We start from the raw sequence: 15,815 nt of genomic DNA on the forward strand, positions 1-15,815 counted from the left end.
AGGCACTGGGGCGCTTTCAGCATAATGCTGCTGGCGTCGCTTATCGCAATCGGATTCGTGGTGGGTATCAGCGTCGGTATTGGCGACTTGCCGATCCCTTTATCGACAACCTTTGCAGCGATAACCAATCGCCTGGGATGGAGTTCTGTCGAGATTAATCGCATTCATGAGACGGTGATCTGGGATTACCGTCTGAGCCGTGCATTGGTAGCAGCATTTTGCGGTGCAGGCCTCGCGCTTTCAGGCGCGATCATGCAATCGCTTTTGCGTAATCCGCTGGCTGAACCCTATGTTCTGGGTATTTCGGCTGGAGCATCGACCGGCGCTGTAACAGTTGTCATCCTCGGCATCGGTGCTGGCGCAGTTTCATTATCAGCAGGCGCATTCGTTGGCGCGTTTGCAGCCTTCTTCTTTGTTGCGCTCCTCTCCAATGGGACAAGGGGCGGTGCGGATCGCACCATTCTGGCAGGCGTTGCGGCTTCACAGCTTTTCAACGCTGCGACCTCGTACATCGTCACCACATCCGGCAATGCGCAGCAGGCGCGTGACGTGATGTTCTGGCTCCTTGGCAGCTTCGGTGGCGTTCGCTGGCCAGAATTCATGCTGGTGTCGGTGGTCATCACCTGCGGTCTTATCGCCTGCCTTCTCTATGCCCATGTTCTGGATGCTTTCGCTTTCGGCGATGAAGCCGCCTCATCGCTCGGCGTGAATGTTGCCCGTGCGCGCACTGTTCTCTTTGCGCTCACAGCAATGATGACAGCCACCATCGTCAGCATGGTCGGTTCGATAGGCTTCGTCGGGCTCGTTGTCCCTCATGCTGCACGCTTCATTGTCGGTCCGCTACACATAAGGTTGTTGCCCGCCTGCGCCATCGTCGGTGCTATCTTCATGGTGTTGGCCGATATCGCCTCACGCGCGTTGATACCGCAACAGGTCCTCCCCATCGGCGTGGTGACAGCACTTGTCGGCGTGCCTTTCTTCTCGATCATTCTATACCGGTTTCAGCGCCCATCATGACGATCAGAGCCGAAAATCTTGTCTGGAAAATTGGCAAGAAAACGATAATCGATGACGTGTCTTTCGAAGCAAAGCCTGGAAAGATGCTGGGGCTTTTAGGACCGAACGGTTCTGGAAAAACATCCCTGCTGCGTCTGATCGCGGGCTTAAAACGCCCCCATTCCGGGCATGTCCTGCTTGACGAAAAAGATATCAATACGGTTGCCCGGCGTAGCGTCGCGCAGCGTGTGGCTTTTGTTGAACAACACGCCACGACAAACGCGGGTCTGAAAGTCCTGGACGTTGTAAGACTTGGGCGTTTTCCACACAGATCAATGTTCTCGGGCTGGACGGGTGCGGATGAGACAGCTGTACAAGATGCTATCGAACTTACCGGCATGATGGCCAAGAGGAACGACCAATGGCAAACCCTGTCCGGCGGTGAGAAGCAACGTGCCCATATAGCAAGAGCATTGGCGCAGACGCCAAAGGAGCTCATACTTGATGAGCCGACCAATCACTTGGATGTTCAGCACCAGATGAACTTGTTGAAGCTGGTTTCCGGACTACCGATCACGACTATCATTGCATTGCACGATCTCAATCATGCCGCCATGTTCTGCGATGAATTGATCATTATGCTCTCTGGAAAGATTGTGGCTTCGGGAACACCAGAGGAAGTAATCAACGAGAATATTCTCAAGCAAGTCTTCTCGATTGATGCGCGTGTGGAACCTTCTCCCTATAGCGGACGGCCTCATATTCACTATCTCAAATAAGAAGGCACTGAAACGGTGTCCGTTTCTGACGGCTAACGAAGAACGAGCCACAATTCCTCATTTTGAATCAGGATTCTAGAATAAAAATGACAGCCAGAAATCAAACTCAAACGCTCGATGACGTTACCCGATTGCCAGTCGATATTGAGACTCTCATGGCATAACCCATGGGGTGATGTCATGATCCGCAGTCTAAAAATTGTCTCTGCGGATGATAGATGTTCCAAAGCGGAGAAACATCCGTTCTCCGCGATAATTATTGTGTTTGGGCAAAATATCTCTTGGAAGAGATTGACCGAAGTTTTCCGATCACCCTATCGCTTTCAAATTCGTCTTTGTTGAATGTGGTGCGCGCTGCCGCAATGGTCACATAGTGCCATTAATATCAATATAAATACAACCGAAACACATCAATAAACAATATCTCCTCATTCGTTGTTTAACAGATAATCAAGGGTTCTGTTTCGAACAGAAGCCACGCGGCGGCGGTCGCGATCAAGACTGAGAGATCGGCACCGGTTCTTATGACAAGCTCTCCTCATTACAGCCATTGACGTATGCTGAACCGAATAACACAGATTCGATCCGCTCTAGGTCAGCACGATACCACCATCCACGTTCAGACTCTGTCCTGTCACAAAAGCCGCATCATCGGACGCCAGGAACGCGACCGGTCCGACAACGTCTTCCGGATTACCGATGCGGCGCATGGCGGTCTTTTCCTGCCAGGACTGGCGCACGGCTAAGTCATCCAGATTGACCCGCCCCATATCGGTCAGGATAATCCCCGGGCAGATGCAGTTGGCTGTAATCCCGTAGGTGCCTACCTCCTGCGCAAGAACGCGGGTGAAGCCCATGACGGCAGCCTTCGATGCCGAATAATGGGCCTGTTCCGGTGCACCGTGCTTGCCACCGATGGAAGCAATATTGACGATACGACCGTATTTGTGCTGCTTCATGTAAGGCAGCACAGCCTGCACGACGAGGAACGTTCCCTTCGCATTGACATCTAGAACGCTATCCCAATGCTCTTCCTTGAGGTGCTCAACATCGCTGGCGATCAGAATACCAGCATTGTTGACGATTGCATCGATACGACCAAATACATCAGCCGTCTTCTTGACCATGGCCTCGACGTCAGCCTTGTTGCTCACATCAGCATAAACAGCCAGCGCACGACGACCTGTAGCCTCAATCTCCTGCGCCACTTCCTGCAAAGCATCCTTCTGACGTTCGATATCGTTGATCGCCACATCGAAGCCGCGCTTGGCCATGCCAATTGCGATAGCTCGACCAATACCGCGACTTGCGCCGGTGACCAGAGCAATTTTTGCCTGTTCAGTCATCTCATTCTCCCAAAATCAAAGCGCAGTGTAACCGCCGTCTACGGCGAGTACTGTTCCCGTCACGAAACTTGCGGCGTCGGACGCCAGAAAAAGAACGGCATTCGCGATCTCGCGTGGTTCTCCCAGCCGCCCCTGTGGCGTCATGCGCATCCAGGTTGAAAACCATTCTTCGTTGCTGCGGCCAGCAAGCGTGAGCTCCGTTGCAGTGTAACCCGGCGCAACCGCGTTGACCCGCACGCCTTGCTTTGCCCATTCAACAGCCAAAGACTTGGTGATGAGGTTTACCCCCGCCTTGGCAGCGTTATAGGCAACCTGCGGCTGCGGATAGACGACAATCTCGCCGCACATGGAAGAGATGTTGACAATGGCGCCGCGCCCCACAGCAGCCATACGCTTGCCAAAGGCCTGCGCACAATAGAAGACGCCGTTAAGATTGACGTCGATCACGGCGCGCCAGTCTGCTTCGGACGTTTCACTCGCCGGGCCGTTGCGAACAATTCCCGCATTATTGACCAGAACGTCGGGAACGCCGACCTCGGTAGCAATCGCTTCGGCGGTTCGCTCTGCTGCATCACGATCCGTAACATCCAGAATGTAGAGGCTTGCAGATGAAGGACGGCGCGCATTGAGCTCCGCGACCGTCTGCTTGCCCGCCGCTTCATCACGGTCCGTGATGATGACCGTCGCGCCAGCTTCAACGAAAAGCTCGGCAATGGCCTGCCCGATACCCTTTGCGCCACCCGTTATGACAACATGCTTACCAGCCAGTTGAAAATCTTTGAGCATTTCGTCCTCCCGCCACAATGCCTCAGGCAGCCTGTACGGCCTTCAGCGCCGGATAGAGTGCTCGATACTGCTGGTAGATTTCATTGTAGAGTGCGGTCTCGCGCGGGCGTGGCTCGATGCGTTTGCCCGGCCTCACCATCGCGGCAATGCCGTCATCAATGCTTGCGAAATGGCCAGCCCCATGCGCGGCGAGAACCGCAGCCCCGACAGAAGGCGCATCGCGCGATTGCGGCACGCAGACCGGCAACCCAGCCGTGTCGGCATGGATTTGCAGCCAGAGCGGCGATGCGCTAGCCCCGCCGCCAACCGTAATTTCCTGCCCACGATAACCGGCCTCGGCCATCGCATCGAGAATGGCGCGCGTGCCGAAACTGATACCCTCCATAATGGCGCGGAAGATGTGGTGCGGTTCATGCGCCAACGTCAGACCGACAATTGCGCCGCGAGACAAGGCATCGGTATAGGGTGTGCGGTTACCCTGAAAATGGTCCTGCACGAGAAGGCCTTCTGCACCCGGCTCCAGCGCAGCCGCCTTGGCGTTCAACGCTTCCATATCCATAGTACCGTTCATCATGCGTCCCAGCCATGCGATGATCGAGCCGGTAGAAGTCTGACCGCCTTCGATAATATAGCGGTCCGGATAGACCATGTTGGGATAGCTACCCCAAATGCCCGGTGCGTGCAAAGGCTTGTCCGCAACACCAAATTGCAAATGAGATGAACCGGTTATCAGCGCAAGCTGACCCGGTTTAGAAACGCCAAGACCAATCATGCCGATGAGCGCATCGGCTCCGCCCTGCACAACTTTTACGCTCTGCGAAAGGCCCAATGCGGAAGCAGCCGAAGCGCAAAGCCCACCGATAACTTCCCCGGGCGCGACCACGCGGGACGGCCATTTCCGCAGCAGAGCGCCGAGGCCGAGTTTCTCCAGAAGCGTAACCGGAAAGCCGCCGCGATCTGTCGAATAGTGCCAGCGAAGCGAAACATTGTTGAGGCTCGCCGCCTTTTCACCAGTCAGGCGCAGGGTCATGAAATCCTGATACTCGCAGATTGTATCTGCCTTCTCGAAGATTTCCGGCTCATTGCGTGCGATCCACAGCGCCTTCGGGATCATCCATTCCGCTGAAACAGGCCCTCTCCCGCCGCCATTGGCCTGCAAGGCCTGATCACCGGTGGCAAGCACGGCATCCGCCTCGGCACTTGCGCGAACATCCATCCAGATGATCGACGGACGCAGCGGCTTGCCATCCGCATTCAGAGCCACGACGGTGCAACTGGTCGTCGCCAGCGTGATCGCTTCAATTGCCGACGGGTCGATAGCCGATTCCGCTATCGCCTTGCGTGCGGCCTGGACAAAGCATGACCACCAGTCTTCCGGACTTTGCTCTGCGCGCGCGCCGCTGGAAAACTTCGTCTCGTAGGGAACCGCCGCGTTTGCAAGGCAAGCGCCGGACAGGTCATAAACCCGCGCCCGGATGCTTTCCGTTCCTCCGTCGGCAGTGAGAAAATAAGCCATTCAATTCCTCCCGAGGCGGCTGCGAAAACTCCTCCAGTCTTCGCATGCCTCATCGCGCAATTTTCAACTCAGGCCGCGAAATGCTTCCAGCGCCTTGCCCGCATACATGACTGCCGGACCGCCCCCCATTTCAACGGCGACTTCAAGCGCCTCGATCAGTTCCTTTTCGGTTGCGCCGTGCCGAATTGCTGCGTCCACGTGGTAGAGGATGCAGTCTTCGCACCCCTTGACCACGGCAATGCCGACAGCAATCAGTTCGCGCTGCGCCGAAGAAAACGCGCCAGCCGCCGTTGCGGTTTTGCTGACCTTGGCAAAGCCACTCATCAGTTCGGGTGCTGATTTTGCAAAAGCGCCAAGCCGTACTTGCGCTTCTTTCAGACGAAGCCTGACATCGTCAGTCATGCGAGCCTCCCGTGGAATTTATAATCAGATCAAGCACTTCTTTGGACTGATCCCATTGCGGCATATGGCCGGACTGGCCGAGGAAATGTATGGCAATGGACGATGGCAATGCGGTCGCCTGTTGCCATGGGATGATACGATCCAGCAGACCAACCAGAACACGCACCGGCTTTGCCCGGGAAAGCTTTTCCAGCGCCGGAACGATGTCGGAGGTTTGCCCCGAAGGGCCGACAATCGCTGCGGAAAGCGTCTTGAGACGCCCCTTGGCCATGGTTTTCGCAAACTCCTCCGCCAGTTCGGGTGAAAGCTCCACTGGCTTGGCCGCGATCCGGCGCAACAGATGGCTGACTTCGCCAGCCGTCGTTGCATTGGCCATACCGGAGATAAAGCCAGCATCGACTTCAGAACCAAGTCCAGCAGGCGCGATAAGCGTCAAGCTCGAAATGCGATCTGCATGGGCATCCGCAAATTGCGCCGCAGCGACGGCACCAAGAGAATGCGCGACGACGTCAACCTCGGCAATTCCCAGAGCATCAAGAAACGAAGGCAGGAAGGCGCTGAGTTCAGCCGCGTCCGCCGCATCAATTGTCGTCAGTCCATGGGCAGGCAAATCAGGCACGATAACGCGGCAATTCGCACGTCGCAGACCCGCTGCAATGCCACTCCAGGTCGTTCGGTCGCCAGAGAAACCATGCAGCAAGAGGATTGTACGACTGTTCTTCAACCCCTGATCCAGATAGGCGACACGGCCATTTGCAAGATCGACAAAATGCACAACACTATTGGATTTCGAACCGCTGGAAGCCGCAAGCACGTCTTCCTTCTCGATCCGTCCCCGACGCCCGCTGCCCGAAAGCGAATTGATGTCGATGCCATTCTGGCGAGCAACCTTGCGAGCAAGCGGCGTTGCGCGAACACGCTCGCCGCTGCTTATCGAAGCGGTACGTTTGGCGATGGAAGTTTCCACCAAATCCTGAGCTGCTTCAACGTCTTGAGCGGTCGCCGCTTGGGCTTCCGGCGCTTCATCTTCACCGTCGCTGGTCCAATCGGGTCCAGTGCGGATGTCGATGCGGGCCAGAGGCGCGCCGACAACCACATGGTCGCCAATAGCGCCGATCCATTCATTGAGCGTGCCGTCACCCAATGCCGGAAACTCGGCTACGGTCTTGTCGGTTTCGATTTCAATGATCGAATCCCCGCGCTTGAAACTGTCGCCCGGCTTGACGAGGAAGCCGACTATCTTACCCTCCTCCATCGTCTCGCCAAGGCGCGGCATTTTCAAAATCCGTTCACTCATGACAACATTCTCTCGGCAACGGAGCGGATGAAATCGGTCGTCGGAACGCTACCGGTTTCAAGCTCCTGCGAAACTGAAATCGGAATGTCCTCACCGGCAACACGTACCACCGGCTGTTCGAGGTAGTCGAAGCATTCCTCGGTAATGCGAGCGGCAAGCTCTGCCGCAACACCGGCTGTCATCACGCCTTCCGAGACAACCATCGCCTTGCCGACGCGTTCGACATGTTCGCGCACGGTGTCGAAATCCAGCGGATTGAGCGTGCGCAGGTCGATGACCGTCGCTTCAATGCCCTTGGCGGACAACTTATCGGCAGCATCGAGTGCGTAATGCAACTGACGCGAGTAGGTGACTATGACGAGGTCCTTGCCGGTTCGGCGCACAGCGGCCTTGCCCCATGCCAACGGCTCGGCGTCGAGATCGACCTCTTCCTTGCGGGTGTAGAGCGCCTTGTGCTCGATGAAGACCACAGGATCGGGCTTCGTCAGGCTCTGGCGCAGCAGATGGTAAGCGTCCTGAACCGTGGCTGGCATGGCGAGACGCAGCCCCGGCGTATGCATGATCCAGGCTTCGAGGCTCTGCGAGTGCTGGGCACCAGCGGAACGTCCGGTGCCGCCCTGGGTGCGCAGAACCATCGGCACGCCGATCTGGCCGCCGAACATATAACGGATCTTGGCTGCCTGATTGGCGAGCTGGTCCATCGTCATGCCGAGAAAATCGATATACATCAGCTCGGCAACCGGACGCAGCCCGGTCATAGCAGCGCCAACCGCAGCACCGACAATGGCCGGTTCGGAGATCGGCGTATCAATCAGGCGTTCAGGACCGTATTTGCCAATGAGATCCTTGGTGACACCATAGGCACCACCATAGCGCCCCACCTCTTCGCCGATCACGACGATGGTGTTGTCTTCCGCCATGGCGTCATCCAGCGCTTTGCGCAGCGCGTCGCGGTAAGTCATGGCAACCATTATGCTTCATCCTTGGAAAGTACGCGGTCGATACGGGTGCGAACGGGTTCGGGCTCAGGTTCGCCGACCGCGTAAACATCCTTGAACATGGAGGTGAGCGGCGGCGCTATGGACTCGACAGTGAAATCGATGGTGGCGTCCATCTCGGCCGTGATGTCGCCATCCATGGCGTTGAGTGCGGCTTCCTGCGCCAATCCGGACGAGACAAGCCGATCACGGGTAAACTTCACCGGATCCTTCTTGCGTCCTTCAAGTTCCTCTGCCTCTGCGCGATATGGGCTCTTGTCCATGCGCGCATGACCGAAGAACCGGTAGCAGGTGACCGACAGGAAGCCCGGCTTGCCGAGCCGCGCATCGTCGATCAACCCTTGAGCCGCATTCTTGACCTCCTCGACATCGATGCCATCGACAACAGCCCCATTGAGGCCGAACGCATGCGCGCGCTGATCGAAAGCCGTGTTGGCGGTGGCCTGATCGACCCGCGTTCCCATGCCGTACTGGTTGTTGATGCAGACGAACACCACCGGCAGACCCCAGAGGGCCGCCATGTTCATGCTCTCATAAAGAATGCCCTGCTGCATCGCACCGTCACCAAAGAAAGCGAGCGAAACGGAATTCTTCTTCAGATATTTGCTCGATAGTCCCGCGCCAACGACGGCGGGAATACCGCCACCGACGATGGCGTTGGCACCCAGATGCCCGAGCGCCATGTCGGCAATGTGCATGGAACCGCCCTTGCCTTGGCAATAGCCTGTTTCCTTGCCGCCGATTTCGGCCATCATCTGCCTCGGATCAGCGCCACGCGCCAGAAAGATACCGTGGCCCCGATGATGGGTCGTGAATGTGTCCTGCGGCTGCATGGCAGCACTTACACCGGCGGCGGCACCTTCTTCACCAATGGAAAGGTGAAGCATCGAACCTGCCGTCTGGCCGCGCACGAAGAGCTCGCCGACGCGTTCTTCGAAAGTGCGGATGCGACGCATCGTTCTATAGAGTTCGAGAAGATTGGAATTACTCGGATTTTGCACGTGCGCCTCCGACAGACCTGTCTGTTGCAAATTTTTCATGATGTCCGGTTCAGTGCCCTCACAGGAGCTTTAGTTTGGTGGTGCGCGAAACAACCGCGACCGCGACGAGAATGATGAGGCCTTTCACGATACTCTGGATGTAAGTGTCCATGCCAATCAGATTGAGGCCGTTATTGATGACGCCGATAAACAGCGCCCCGAAGAAGGTTCCGGCAACCGTTGCCGTGCCGGGTCGGAACATGGTCATGCCGATGAAAACCGTAGCTAGGCCGTCGAGGAGATAGCGCTCACCGGCATTGGGCTGGCCGGAACCGAGGCGCGCCGCCAAAAGCGCCCCCGCGACCGCTGCAAAGATAGAGCAGACGATCAGCGCAGCCGCACGATAGAAGCGACCATTGACGCCCGAAAGTTCGGCAGCCTTGAGATTGCCACCGACCGCGTAAATGTAGCGGCCGAAGACGGTGCGCTCCATGATGAACCAGGCGACAAACACGACGATGACCATTGCATAGGCAAGCACGGGAATACCGAAAAGCTGTCCCTGTCCCAGCCAGAGATAGCTGGCCGGAAGGCCACCATAAATCGCCCGTCCGCCGGTCATCAGAAAGTTGATGCCATAAAGAATGGAGCCGACGGCCAGCGTGGCAATTAGCGAAGGCACGCCGACAAGGGTGACGAGCGCCGCATTGACGGCCCCCACGACAAACCCTGCCCCCAATCCAGCAAGCAAGGCCAATGGCAGTGGCGTGCCCGCGACCAGCAGCAGCGGCACCAAAATGCCCGCCATCCCGACCATATAGCCGACCGAAAGGTCCATTTCGCGCGCGGCAAAACCGAAGGTCAGACCCGCACCGACGATGGTGAGCATGGCAATCTGCTGAAGAATGTTGAGGAGATTATTGGCTGTCAGAAAACGGTCCACCGTCAACGAGAAGCCCGCGAACAATAGCAGCAACACGAAGAGCGTCGAATATTTCAGCAGCCATTCGCCCTTGAGCTTCTTGGTGAAGCTCTGCGCATGACGCGACGATTGCGGGGCAACGGCGGGGTTCTGTGTATTCATTGGATAACTCCTGCCATTGCGGCAATAAACTTCGCTTCGGAAAAGGCCTCACGCGGAATTTCCGCACCCGGAGAGCCATTCACGAAGGGGATGACGCGGTCTGCCACGTCGGCAATTTCCAGAAGGTCGGACGAGGTGACCAGAATGGCCACGCCCTTGTCGGCAAGCCTGCGCATCTGTGCGTGAATTTCACGCTTCGCGCCGATATCGACACCCTCCGTCGGCTCGATGAAAATCATCAACCGGTAGTGGTCGTCTGCACCGTAAAGCCACTTGCCGATCGACACCTTCTGCTTGTTGCCGCCGCTCAGATCCTTCACAAACTGATTGCGCGAATGCGCCTTCACGTTCAGAAGCTGAATGGTGCGGTCAGCTTCCTGCGCTTCACGGCGCATCGACAGAACGCCTGTGCCGCCCAAGGCCGCAAAGGACGGATGCACCATGGCAAGGTTTTCACGCACATCCCAATCGCCGATCAGCGAATATTCCATGCGGTGATCCGGAACCAGCGCAACACCCTTTTTCTGCATGGTACGCGCATCGATCCGGGCAATCGTGTCACCCTGAAAACGGCAGGTGCCGCTGGTGACGCCGCTCGCCGAATAAAGCGAACGGGCAAAGCCAAAATGGCCAGCGCCAGTCAAGCCAATCAGCCCGACGATCTCGCCCGCACGGATGGAAAATTTGTCAACGTACAGACCACCGGCTTGCCAATCGCTGACTTCCAGCACCACAGGACCGAAACTGCGATTGTCACTGGCTTCCTGCGCTATCGCCGTCTTGCCACCCGAGCGTTGCAGCATCATATCGATCAACCCGGCTTCGCTTGCTTCCGTAGCCTGAAGCGTCGCAATGTGACGACCATCGCGCAGAACTGTAATTCTATCGCTCAATGCCTTGATTTCAGAAAGGAAATGGCTGATCAAAACGATACCGACCCCTTGCTGCGGTAAAGTCTTGATGATCTCCCAAAGGCTCTCTTTTTCGCGCGCGGGCAACGTTGCCGTGGGTTCATCGAGGATGAGCAGACGGACATTGCCACGCAGTGCGCGGACAATTTCGATGATCTTCTGATCTGCCATAGGCAGCATATCGACCTGCTCGTCGAGGTCGATGGAAACTTGCGGGAACCAGCGCTTGAGCAAGTCATTGGCGCGCGACAGCAGCTTGCGCTTGTCTATGACACCGAGGCCCATGCGAGGCTCGTCACCCAGCAGAATATTCTGCGCGCCGGTCAAGCCGGGAACGAGACTGCCCTCCTGCGACACATGCGCGATACCCTTGCGCAGCGCATCACCGGCACTTGCAAGCTTCACCTCGGTGCCATCAATGGTGATCGTGCCCGAAGTCGGGCTTTTGCTACCGCCAAGAATACTGACCAGAGTGGTCTTTCCGGCGCCGTTTTCTCCGATCAGTCCATGCACCTCATCAAACCGAAACTCGGCGCTCACCTGATCCAGCGCCAGCGTTCCGGGATAGGACATAACGATCTGCGACAGGCTTACCGCCATCGGAGAACTCCCATGAATTCAATCTACTCTAAAGGGGCCGGAACGCGGAACGTTCACGCTCCGGCCAGATGCAGGCAACTTTGGGGGCTTGCCTACTTCTTCGGGAGGAAGTCCTTGCAGTTCTGCTTGGTGACGAGCGGCGCATCGAGATAAACAGTCTTCGACGGAATGACCTTTGCAGCATCTTCCTTCTTGACCACGATGCTCTCGATCCATTCGCCGGTCTGCGCGCCCATCTTTTCGAATGGCTGCGAGACCGTTGCAATCATCAGGCTGTCAGGCTTGCAGACTTCTTCGATAGCCTGCGGATGGCCATCAATGCCAATGACTTTGACATTCTTCAATCCGGCGGCATTCAGCGCATTTATGGCTGCCTGTGCAGGCTCATCCCACGGCGCCCAGACGGCATTGATGTCTTCGCCAAAGCGCGATGCATAGTCCTGCATGGTCTTGGTCGTGTCTTCGAAGAAGGCCGTGTAATCGATATTGTGCTCGGCAATGACCTTCACTTCCGGATATTCCTTCAGCACGGTTTCCATCACATCGCCGCGCTTGCGGGTGCCGTGGTGCTCTGCCATGCGCAGGAAGATCAGATTGCCCTTGCCGCCCATTTCATTGAGCAAGTAGGGCGACACATCGGCCGACATGGCCCAGTTATTGGTGGTGACATCGACCACAACGCCGTCGACCTGACCGCTATCAATGGCGAAAACCGGGATTTTGGCCGCAACAGCGGCATCAATGGCTGCACGCGATGCGCGCAGATCAGACATGCTGACGATGATAGCGTCCACACCGCGCGACGCGGCATCCTGAATGTTCGACGCGGTGCGTTCGCCCGAGCCGCCGCTATCGAGGACGCTGATACTCCAATCCTTGTTGGTTTCCTTGAGCCAGGCATCAAAGCCCGCTTTTGCGCGCTGCTCGGACTGCGCCGCAGCATTGGAATGCACCCAGGCCACACTGGTGGCCGACGCGCTTGCCGTGCCCATAAGCATGGCCAGAGCTGCGACAGCCATGGTTTTCCTGAAAAGTCCCGAACCCATTTTTTCCTCCCACAAGCCATGTGGTTGGCTCCACAACTGGCTTTGAATTGCTGTTTCCCGGCACACATGCAGTTCAGTTCGAGCTGGTCAGTGCCTGTTACGGAGGGCGTCATCGCCGTTCCGCACTCCTCCACACCCGTCGCACTGGCGAATGCCGGTCTCTGCTCCTCCAGAAACGCCATTCGGCTGCCTTTGCTTCAGGTTCCATTCCGATTGACCTGCCCGCTCTTTCGCGCTCTTGTCCGCCGGAACGATTGGTATTAAGCGTCGTCGTATTACAAATGTCAAACAGAAATACATTTGTAATTTACCGTACAGGAATTGAATGAGGGACAGATGAGTGAATCCGAAGACAGCCTCATGGTGCGCGTGGCGTGGCTCTATTACGTTGGCGGGTTCAACCAGGAGGCGACTGCATCTCGGCTGGGTCTTACCCGGGCGCGCGTGAACAAAATACTGGGCGAAGCCCGCGAGAGCGGCCTTGTCAGCATCTCCATCGACCACCAGAACGCAGGCACATTGCCCGTTGAAAACGAACTGATGCGCCGCCATGGATTGGATTTTTGTATTTCAACGCCGCCATTTGGCTTTCACGCCGATGAAGACACGGCATCCGAAATCCGCAAGCAGGTTTCATTCCGTGCCGTGGGTGTTGCCGCCGCCACCTATTTGAAAAGCTTTCTGGCCGACAATGAGGAAGCGACCATCGGCACCGGCTGGGGCCGAACCATCGAGCAGATGACATTGCAACTTGCAGGTGTACGCGCACCGCAGGCGCGCTTCATTTCCGTCATGGGATCGCTGACCGCGAACTCCGCCTATAATCCGTTTGAAGTTGTGCACATGCTGGCGCGGCGGACGGGTGGGCAAGGCTTCTTCCTGCCGGTTCCCTTCATCGCTGATTCCGCAGACGACCGAAAAGTCCTCATTTCGCAGCGTTCTGTAGCGCGTGCGCTGGCGATCGCCCGCACGGCCTCGGTTTGCTTCATCAGTGCTGGCGAGTTGACAGAGGATTCCCTGTTACGCCGCCAGAACATGCTCAGCAAATCGGAACTGAAAGGCCTGCGTGCCGCCGGTGCAATCGGCGACACCAACGGTATTTTCTTCGATAAAGACGGGCAACAGGTCGAGCACGAGATGAACCAGCGCACTATCGCTCTCAGCTTTGCCGAACTGAAAAAGGTTCAGGTGGTGCTGCTCATCGCCGGGCAGGAAAAAGCGGCAGCAGCTAAGGCGCTGCTGAAAAGTGGCATCGTCAACGGCCTCATCATCGATGGTGATGCCGCTATAGCTCTGAACGAGCTACTATAATTATTCAGAATAAACTCCAACTGGCAACTTTATTTAAGTCGAGTTTTCGTCCCCCCATGAGCCACGATTTGGGCGACGACTACGAGCCTACTGCCGATTGCGACGATAACGGCTTGTAGCGTATCTGCTCGGATTCCGCGTCAGAAACATTCATCTCGTGTATGAAATCCAGGCCATGCTGCATCGAAATCTGAAACGATCAAAGCAAAGATTAAAACGAATCCCTGGCCCAATCTTCAAATACATGACGTATCCGAATTACAAAAACTGTTCCGTCTGTTTCAATTTGATAAATAATGAGGTGGGCTTTAAACGGGTGCACCCGCACAGGTGGAGAAATTTCTTCACGTGCACGTGCTATTTGTGGATTGTTTGCAATTAAATCCAGCATGTTAAACAACTCTACATGATAGCGTTTCGCCTGCACAGGCCCAAACATTGCTATACCCTGCTCGGCGATAGCAATGATATCGTCTTCCGCAAGAACAGAGAGTTTAAATTCCATCAGCTGCGTTTCAGAGATTTTCGGCGTTAGCGACTGCCACTGCGAAGAGTTCATCCTGTGAACGACTTCCTGGGCCACTTTGTAAACCCTCGTCAACAAAGCGCTGCATCGCTGCGATCTTATCGCTGCGCATTTGATCTTTGCGGATCAAATCGCGCACATAGTCACTCGCATTCGAATAGCGTCCCGTTTTGGCCTGAGCCTCAACCCATTCTTTCATAGGATGAGGGAGCGATACGTTCATCGTTACCATCAAATTCTCCCTTCACTGCAATTAAAATCGCAGATTGGCAAAGTTTGTCAATGTTATCTTCACTAGCTACCTATCCATTTAACGTTCTAGGCCAGACCGGTGATTATGATTACCAGTCAGGAGTGTGAGAATGCCGAGCCTCCTCATAACAACTCACGCTAGCCACGTCATGTTAATCAGAGTGACACCCAGGTGTTGAAATCAGCACCATTTGGTGATAAATTGACTCAACTGCAGGAGGTAGTTTTATGCGTTCAACCATTAATCTTGATGATAATCTCTTGGAAAAAGCCAGATCCCTGACGGGCACAAAGGAGACAGCCGCTTTGGTCCGCCAAGCGTTAGAAGCACTCGTGCGCGTCGAGACTGGTAAACGGCTTATCGCTCTTGGAGGTACCATGCCGGACGCTGAAGCCGCCCCCCGCCGTCGGAGCTCAGTGAATAAGTGATATTAGCAGATACTTCCATTTGGATTGATCATTTCCGCCGAGGTGATAACGATCTTGTAAAAATTATTGGTAACGATCTTCTGCTTTGCCATCCGGCAGTCATTGGCGAACTTGCTTTGGGCAGCCTACGCGACAGGACCGCTGTGTTAACTTTTCTCCGCGCACAGCGTGAGGCTATCGTAGCAACCAACGACGAGGTTATGACTCTCATTGAGAGGCATAGCGTTTTTAGCATGGGTATTGGCTACACGGATGCTCACTTGCTCGCTTCTGTCCTACTTGATCAGCGCACATCACTTTGGACCCGAGACAAGCGGCTCAAACTAGCGGCCCTCAAAGCGGGCGCTGCTCTTTATGAGCCCTTTCACAGTTAAAAAGAGTATAACGCCATCCGCTTGATCGGCCGTTTTGATGAGCTCGAACGGGTGACATGGTCTTGAATGGGGCCAACAGCGGACTGGCCGGTTTCCGCTGCACTTGCGCAAATAACCGCCGTTAATCTGCCGACCTCTTCAAGAAACTCGCCAACTGCTTGAGCGTCCAGCCTCCACCGGTC

General features: G+C 56.0%; 17 protein-coding genes. 5 read left to right on the forward strand and 12 right to left on the reverse strand.

The window, feature by feature from the left end; all coding sequences use genetic code 11:
* Positions 1–24: 24 nt before the first annotated feature.
* Both FG152_RS23435 and FG152_RS23440 read left to right on the forward strand, forming a co-directional pair.
* Positions 25–1,017, forward strand: coding sequence for a FecCD family ABC transporter permease (locus FG152_RS23435; RefSeq protein WP_210271836.1), 993 nt, complete (start codon positions 25–27; stop codon positions 1,015–1,017).
* Positions 1,014–1,775, forward strand: a complete 762-nt coding sequence (locus FG152_RS23440; RefSeq protein WP_036586964.1) for an ABC transporter ATP-binding protein — start codon at positions 1,014–1,016, stop codon at positions 1,773–1,775. The genes FG152_RS23435 and FG152_RS23440 overlap by 4 nt, the downstream gene beginning before the upstream one ends.
* A 590-nt stretch (positions 1,776–2,365) precedes the next feature.
* Here FG152_RS23440 and FG152_RS23445 read toward each other — a convergent pair.
* From FG152_RS23445 to FG152_RS23490, 10 genes are all read right to left on the reverse strand, one after another.
* Entirely contained in the window at positions 2,366–3,121 is a 756-nt protein-coding gene (locus FG152_RS23445) for an SDR family NAD(P)-dependent oxidoreductase (protein WP_036586963.1), read from the reverse strand.
* A 15-nt stretch (positions 3,122–3,136) separates the two neighbouring features.
* Entirely contained in the window at positions 3,137–3,907 is a 771-nt protein-coding gene (locus FG152_RS23450; RefSeq protein WP_036586962.1) for an SDR family NAD(P)-dependent oxidoreductase, read from the reverse strand.
* A gap of 22 nt (positions 3,908–3,929) precedes the next feature.
* Positions 3,930–5,423, reverse strand: coding sequence for an FGGY-family carbohydrate kinase (locus FG152_RS23455; RefSeq protein WP_036586961.1), 1,494 nt, complete (start codon positions 5,421–5,423; stop codon positions 3,930–3,932).
* Positions 5,424–5,486: 63 nt separating this feature from the next.
* Positions 5,487–5,825: a carboxymuconolactone decarboxylase family protein gene (locus tag FG152_RS23460; RefSeq protein WP_036586959.1), complete on the reverse strand. Its 339-nt coding sequence runs from the start codon at positions 5,823–5,825 to the stop codon at positions 5,487–5,489.
* Complete coding sequence (locus FG152_RS23465) at positions 5,818–7,122, reverse strand: acetoin dehydrogenase dihydrolipoyllysine-residue acetyltransferase subunit (RefSeq protein ID WP_036586958.1); 1,305 nt, start codon at positions 7,120–7,122, stop codon at positions 5,818–5,820. Before FG152_RS23465 ends, FG152_RS23460 begins: the two co-directional genes overlap by 8 nt.
* Positions 7,119–8,093 carry an alpha-ketoacid dehydrogenase subunit beta gene (locus tag FG152_RS23470; protein WP_036586956.1) on the reverse strand — a complete coding sequence of 325 codons (975 nt, stop codon included), beginning with the start codon at positions 8,091–8,093 and terminating at the stop codon, positions 7,119–7,121. The genes FG152_RS23465 and FG152_RS23470 overlap by 4 nt, the downstream gene beginning before the upstream one ends.
* The gene (locus tag FG152_RS23475; RefSeq protein WP_105529429.1) at positions 8,093–9,121 is read right to left on the reverse strand and encodes a thiamine pyrophosphate-dependent dehydrogenase E1 component subunit alpha; all 1,029 of its coding nucleotides are present in this window, start codon (positions 9,119–9,121) and stop codon (positions 8,093–8,095) included. Before FG152_RS23475 ends, FG152_RS23470 begins: the two co-directional genes overlap by 1 nt.
* A 58-nt stretch (positions 9,122–9,179) precedes the next feature.
* On the reverse strand, positions 9,180–10,184 hold the full coding sequence (locus tag FG152_RS23480; RefSeq protein WP_036586953.1) for an ABC transporter permease: 1,005 nt from the start codon (positions 10,182–10,184) through the stop codon (positions 9,180–9,182).
* On the reverse strand, positions 10,181–11,695 hold the full coding sequence (locus tag FG152_RS23485) for a sugar ABC transporter ATP-binding protein (RefSeq protein WP_036586952.1): 1,515 nt from the start codon (positions 11,693–11,695) through the stop codon (positions 10,181–10,183). The genes FG152_RS23480 and FG152_RS23485 overlap by 4 nt, the downstream gene beginning before the upstream one ends.
* A gap of 92 nt (positions 11,696–11,787) precedes the next feature.
* On the reverse strand, positions 11,788–12,741 hold the full coding sequence (locus FG152_RS23490) for a sugar ABC transporter substrate-binding protein (RefSeq protein WP_036586950.1): 954 nt from the start codon (positions 12,739–12,741) through the stop codon (positions 11,788–11,790).
* A gap of 336 nt (positions 12,742–13,077) precedes the next feature.
* Between FG152_RS23490 and FG152_RS23495 the strand changes: the two genes are divergently transcribed.
* Entirely contained in the window at positions 13,078–14,052 is a 975-nt protein-coding gene (locus FG152_RS23495) for a sugar-binding transcriptional regulator (protein WP_036586948.1), read from the forward strand.
* A gap of 211 nt (positions 14,053–14,263) precedes the next feature.
* On the opposite strand, the gene FG152_RS23500 is transcribed toward FG152_RS23495, so the two are convergent.
* Together FG152_RS23500 and FG152_RS23505 are read right to left on the reverse strand one after the other, a co-directional pair.
* Positions 14,264–14,557 carry a type II toxin-antitoxin system RelE/ParE family toxin gene (locus FG152_RS23500; RefSeq protein ID WP_036586945.1) on the reverse strand — a complete coding sequence of 98 codons (294 nt, stop codon included), beginning with the start codon at positions 14,555–14,557 and terminating at the stop codon, positions 14,264–14,266.
* A 10-nt stretch (positions 14,558–14,567) separates the two neighbouring features.
* A complete protein-coding gene (locus FG152_RS23505; RefSeq protein ID WP_036586943.1) occupies positions 14,568–14,810 on the reverse strand; it encodes a type II toxin-antitoxin system ParD family antitoxin in 243 nt (80 codons plus the stop codon).
* Positions 14,811–15,058: 248 nt separating this feature from the next.
* Here FG152_RS23505 and FG152_RS23510 point away from each other — a divergent pair, with 248 nt between their 5' ends.
* Both FG152_RS23510 and FG152_RS23515 read left to right on the forward strand, forming a co-directional pair.
* Complete coding sequence (locus FG152_RS23510; protein ID WP_010660355.1) at positions 15,059–15,259, forward strand: type II toxin-antitoxin system VapB family antitoxin; 201 nt, start codon at positions 15,059–15,061, stop codon at positions 15,257–15,259.
* The gene (locus FG152_RS23515) at positions 15,256–15,633 is read left to right on the forward strand and encodes a type II toxin-antitoxin system VapC family toxin (protein WP_036586941.1); all 378 of its coding nucleotides are present in this window, start codon (positions 15,256–15,258) and stop codon (positions 15,631–15,633) included. The genes FG152_RS23510 and FG152_RS23515 overlap by 4 nt, the downstream gene beginning before the upstream one ends.
* Positions 15,634–15,815: the final 182 nt, after the last annotated feature.

Source organism: Ochrobactrum sp. XJ1 (genome assembly GCF_024701725.1).
GTDB classification, from domain to species: domain Bacteria; phylum Pseudomonadota; class Alphaproteobacteria; order Rhizobiales; family Rhizobiaceae; genus Brucella; species Brucella anthropi.

Excerpts from the sequence above, each read along its gene's own strand:
- FG152_RS23450 (WP_036586962.1), bottom strand. The coding sequence starts at position 3,907 with ATGCTCAAAGATTTTCAACTGGCTGGTAAGCATGTTGTCATAACGGGT.
- FG152_RS23495 (WP_036586948.1), top strand. The coding sequence starts at position 13,078 with ATGAGTGAATCCGAAGACAGCCTCATGGTGCGCGTGGCGTGGCTCTAT.
- FG152_RS23500 (WP_036586945.1), bottom strand. The coding sequence starts at position 14,557 with ATGGAATTTAAACTCTCTGTTCTTGCGGAAGACGATATCATTGCTATC.
- FG152_RS23440 (WP_036586964.1), top strand. The coding sequence starts at position 1,014 with ATGACGATCAGAGCCGAAAATCTTGTCTGGAAAATTGGCAAGAAAACG.
- FG152_RS23470 (WP_036586956.1), bottom strand. The coding sequence starts at position 8,093 with ATGGTTGCCATGACTTACCGCGACGCGCTGCGCAAAGCGCTGGATGAC.
- FG152_RS23455 (WP_036586961.1), bottom strand. The coding sequence starts at position 5,423 with ATGGCTTATTTTCTCACTGCCGACGGAGGAACGGAAAGCATCCGGGCG.
- FG152_RS23490 (WP_036586950.1), bottom strand. The coding sequence starts at position 12,741 with ATGGGTTCGGGACTTTTCAGGAAAACCATGGCTGTCGCAGCTCTGGCC.
- FG152_RS23460 (WP_036586959.1), bottom strand. The coding sequence starts at position 5,825 with ATGACTGACGATGTCAGGCTTCGTCTGAAAGAAGCGCAAGTACGGCTT.
- FG152_RS23465 (WP_036586958.1), bottom strand. The coding sequence starts at position 7,122 with ATGAGTGAACGGATTTTGAAAATGCCGCGCCTTGGCGAGACGATGGAG.
- FG152_RS23435 (WP_210271836.1), top strand. The coding sequence starts at position 25 with ATGCTGCTGGCGTCGCTTATCGCAATCGGATTCGTGGTGGGTATCAGC.
- FG152_RS23445 (WP_036586963.1), bottom strand. The coding sequence starts at position 3,121 with ATGACTGAACAGGCAAAAATTGCTCTGGTCACCGGCGCAAGTCGCGGT.
- FG152_RS23480 (WP_036586953.1), bottom strand. The coding sequence starts at position 10,184 with ATGAATACACAGAACCCCGCCGTTGCCCCGCAATCGTCGCGTCATGCG.
- FG152_RS23510 (WP_010660355.1), top strand. The coding sequence starts at position 15,059 with ATGCGTTCAACCATTAATCTTGATGATAATCTCTTGGAAAAAGCCAGA.
- FG152_RS23505 (WP_036586943.1), bottom strand. The coding sequence starts at position 14,810 with ATGGTAACGATGAACGTATCGCTCCCTCATCCTATGAAAGAATGGGTT.
- FG152_RS23485 (WP_036586952.1), bottom strand. The coding sequence starts at position 11,695 with ATGGCGGTAAGCCTGTCGCAGATCGTTATGTCCTATCCCGGAACGCTG.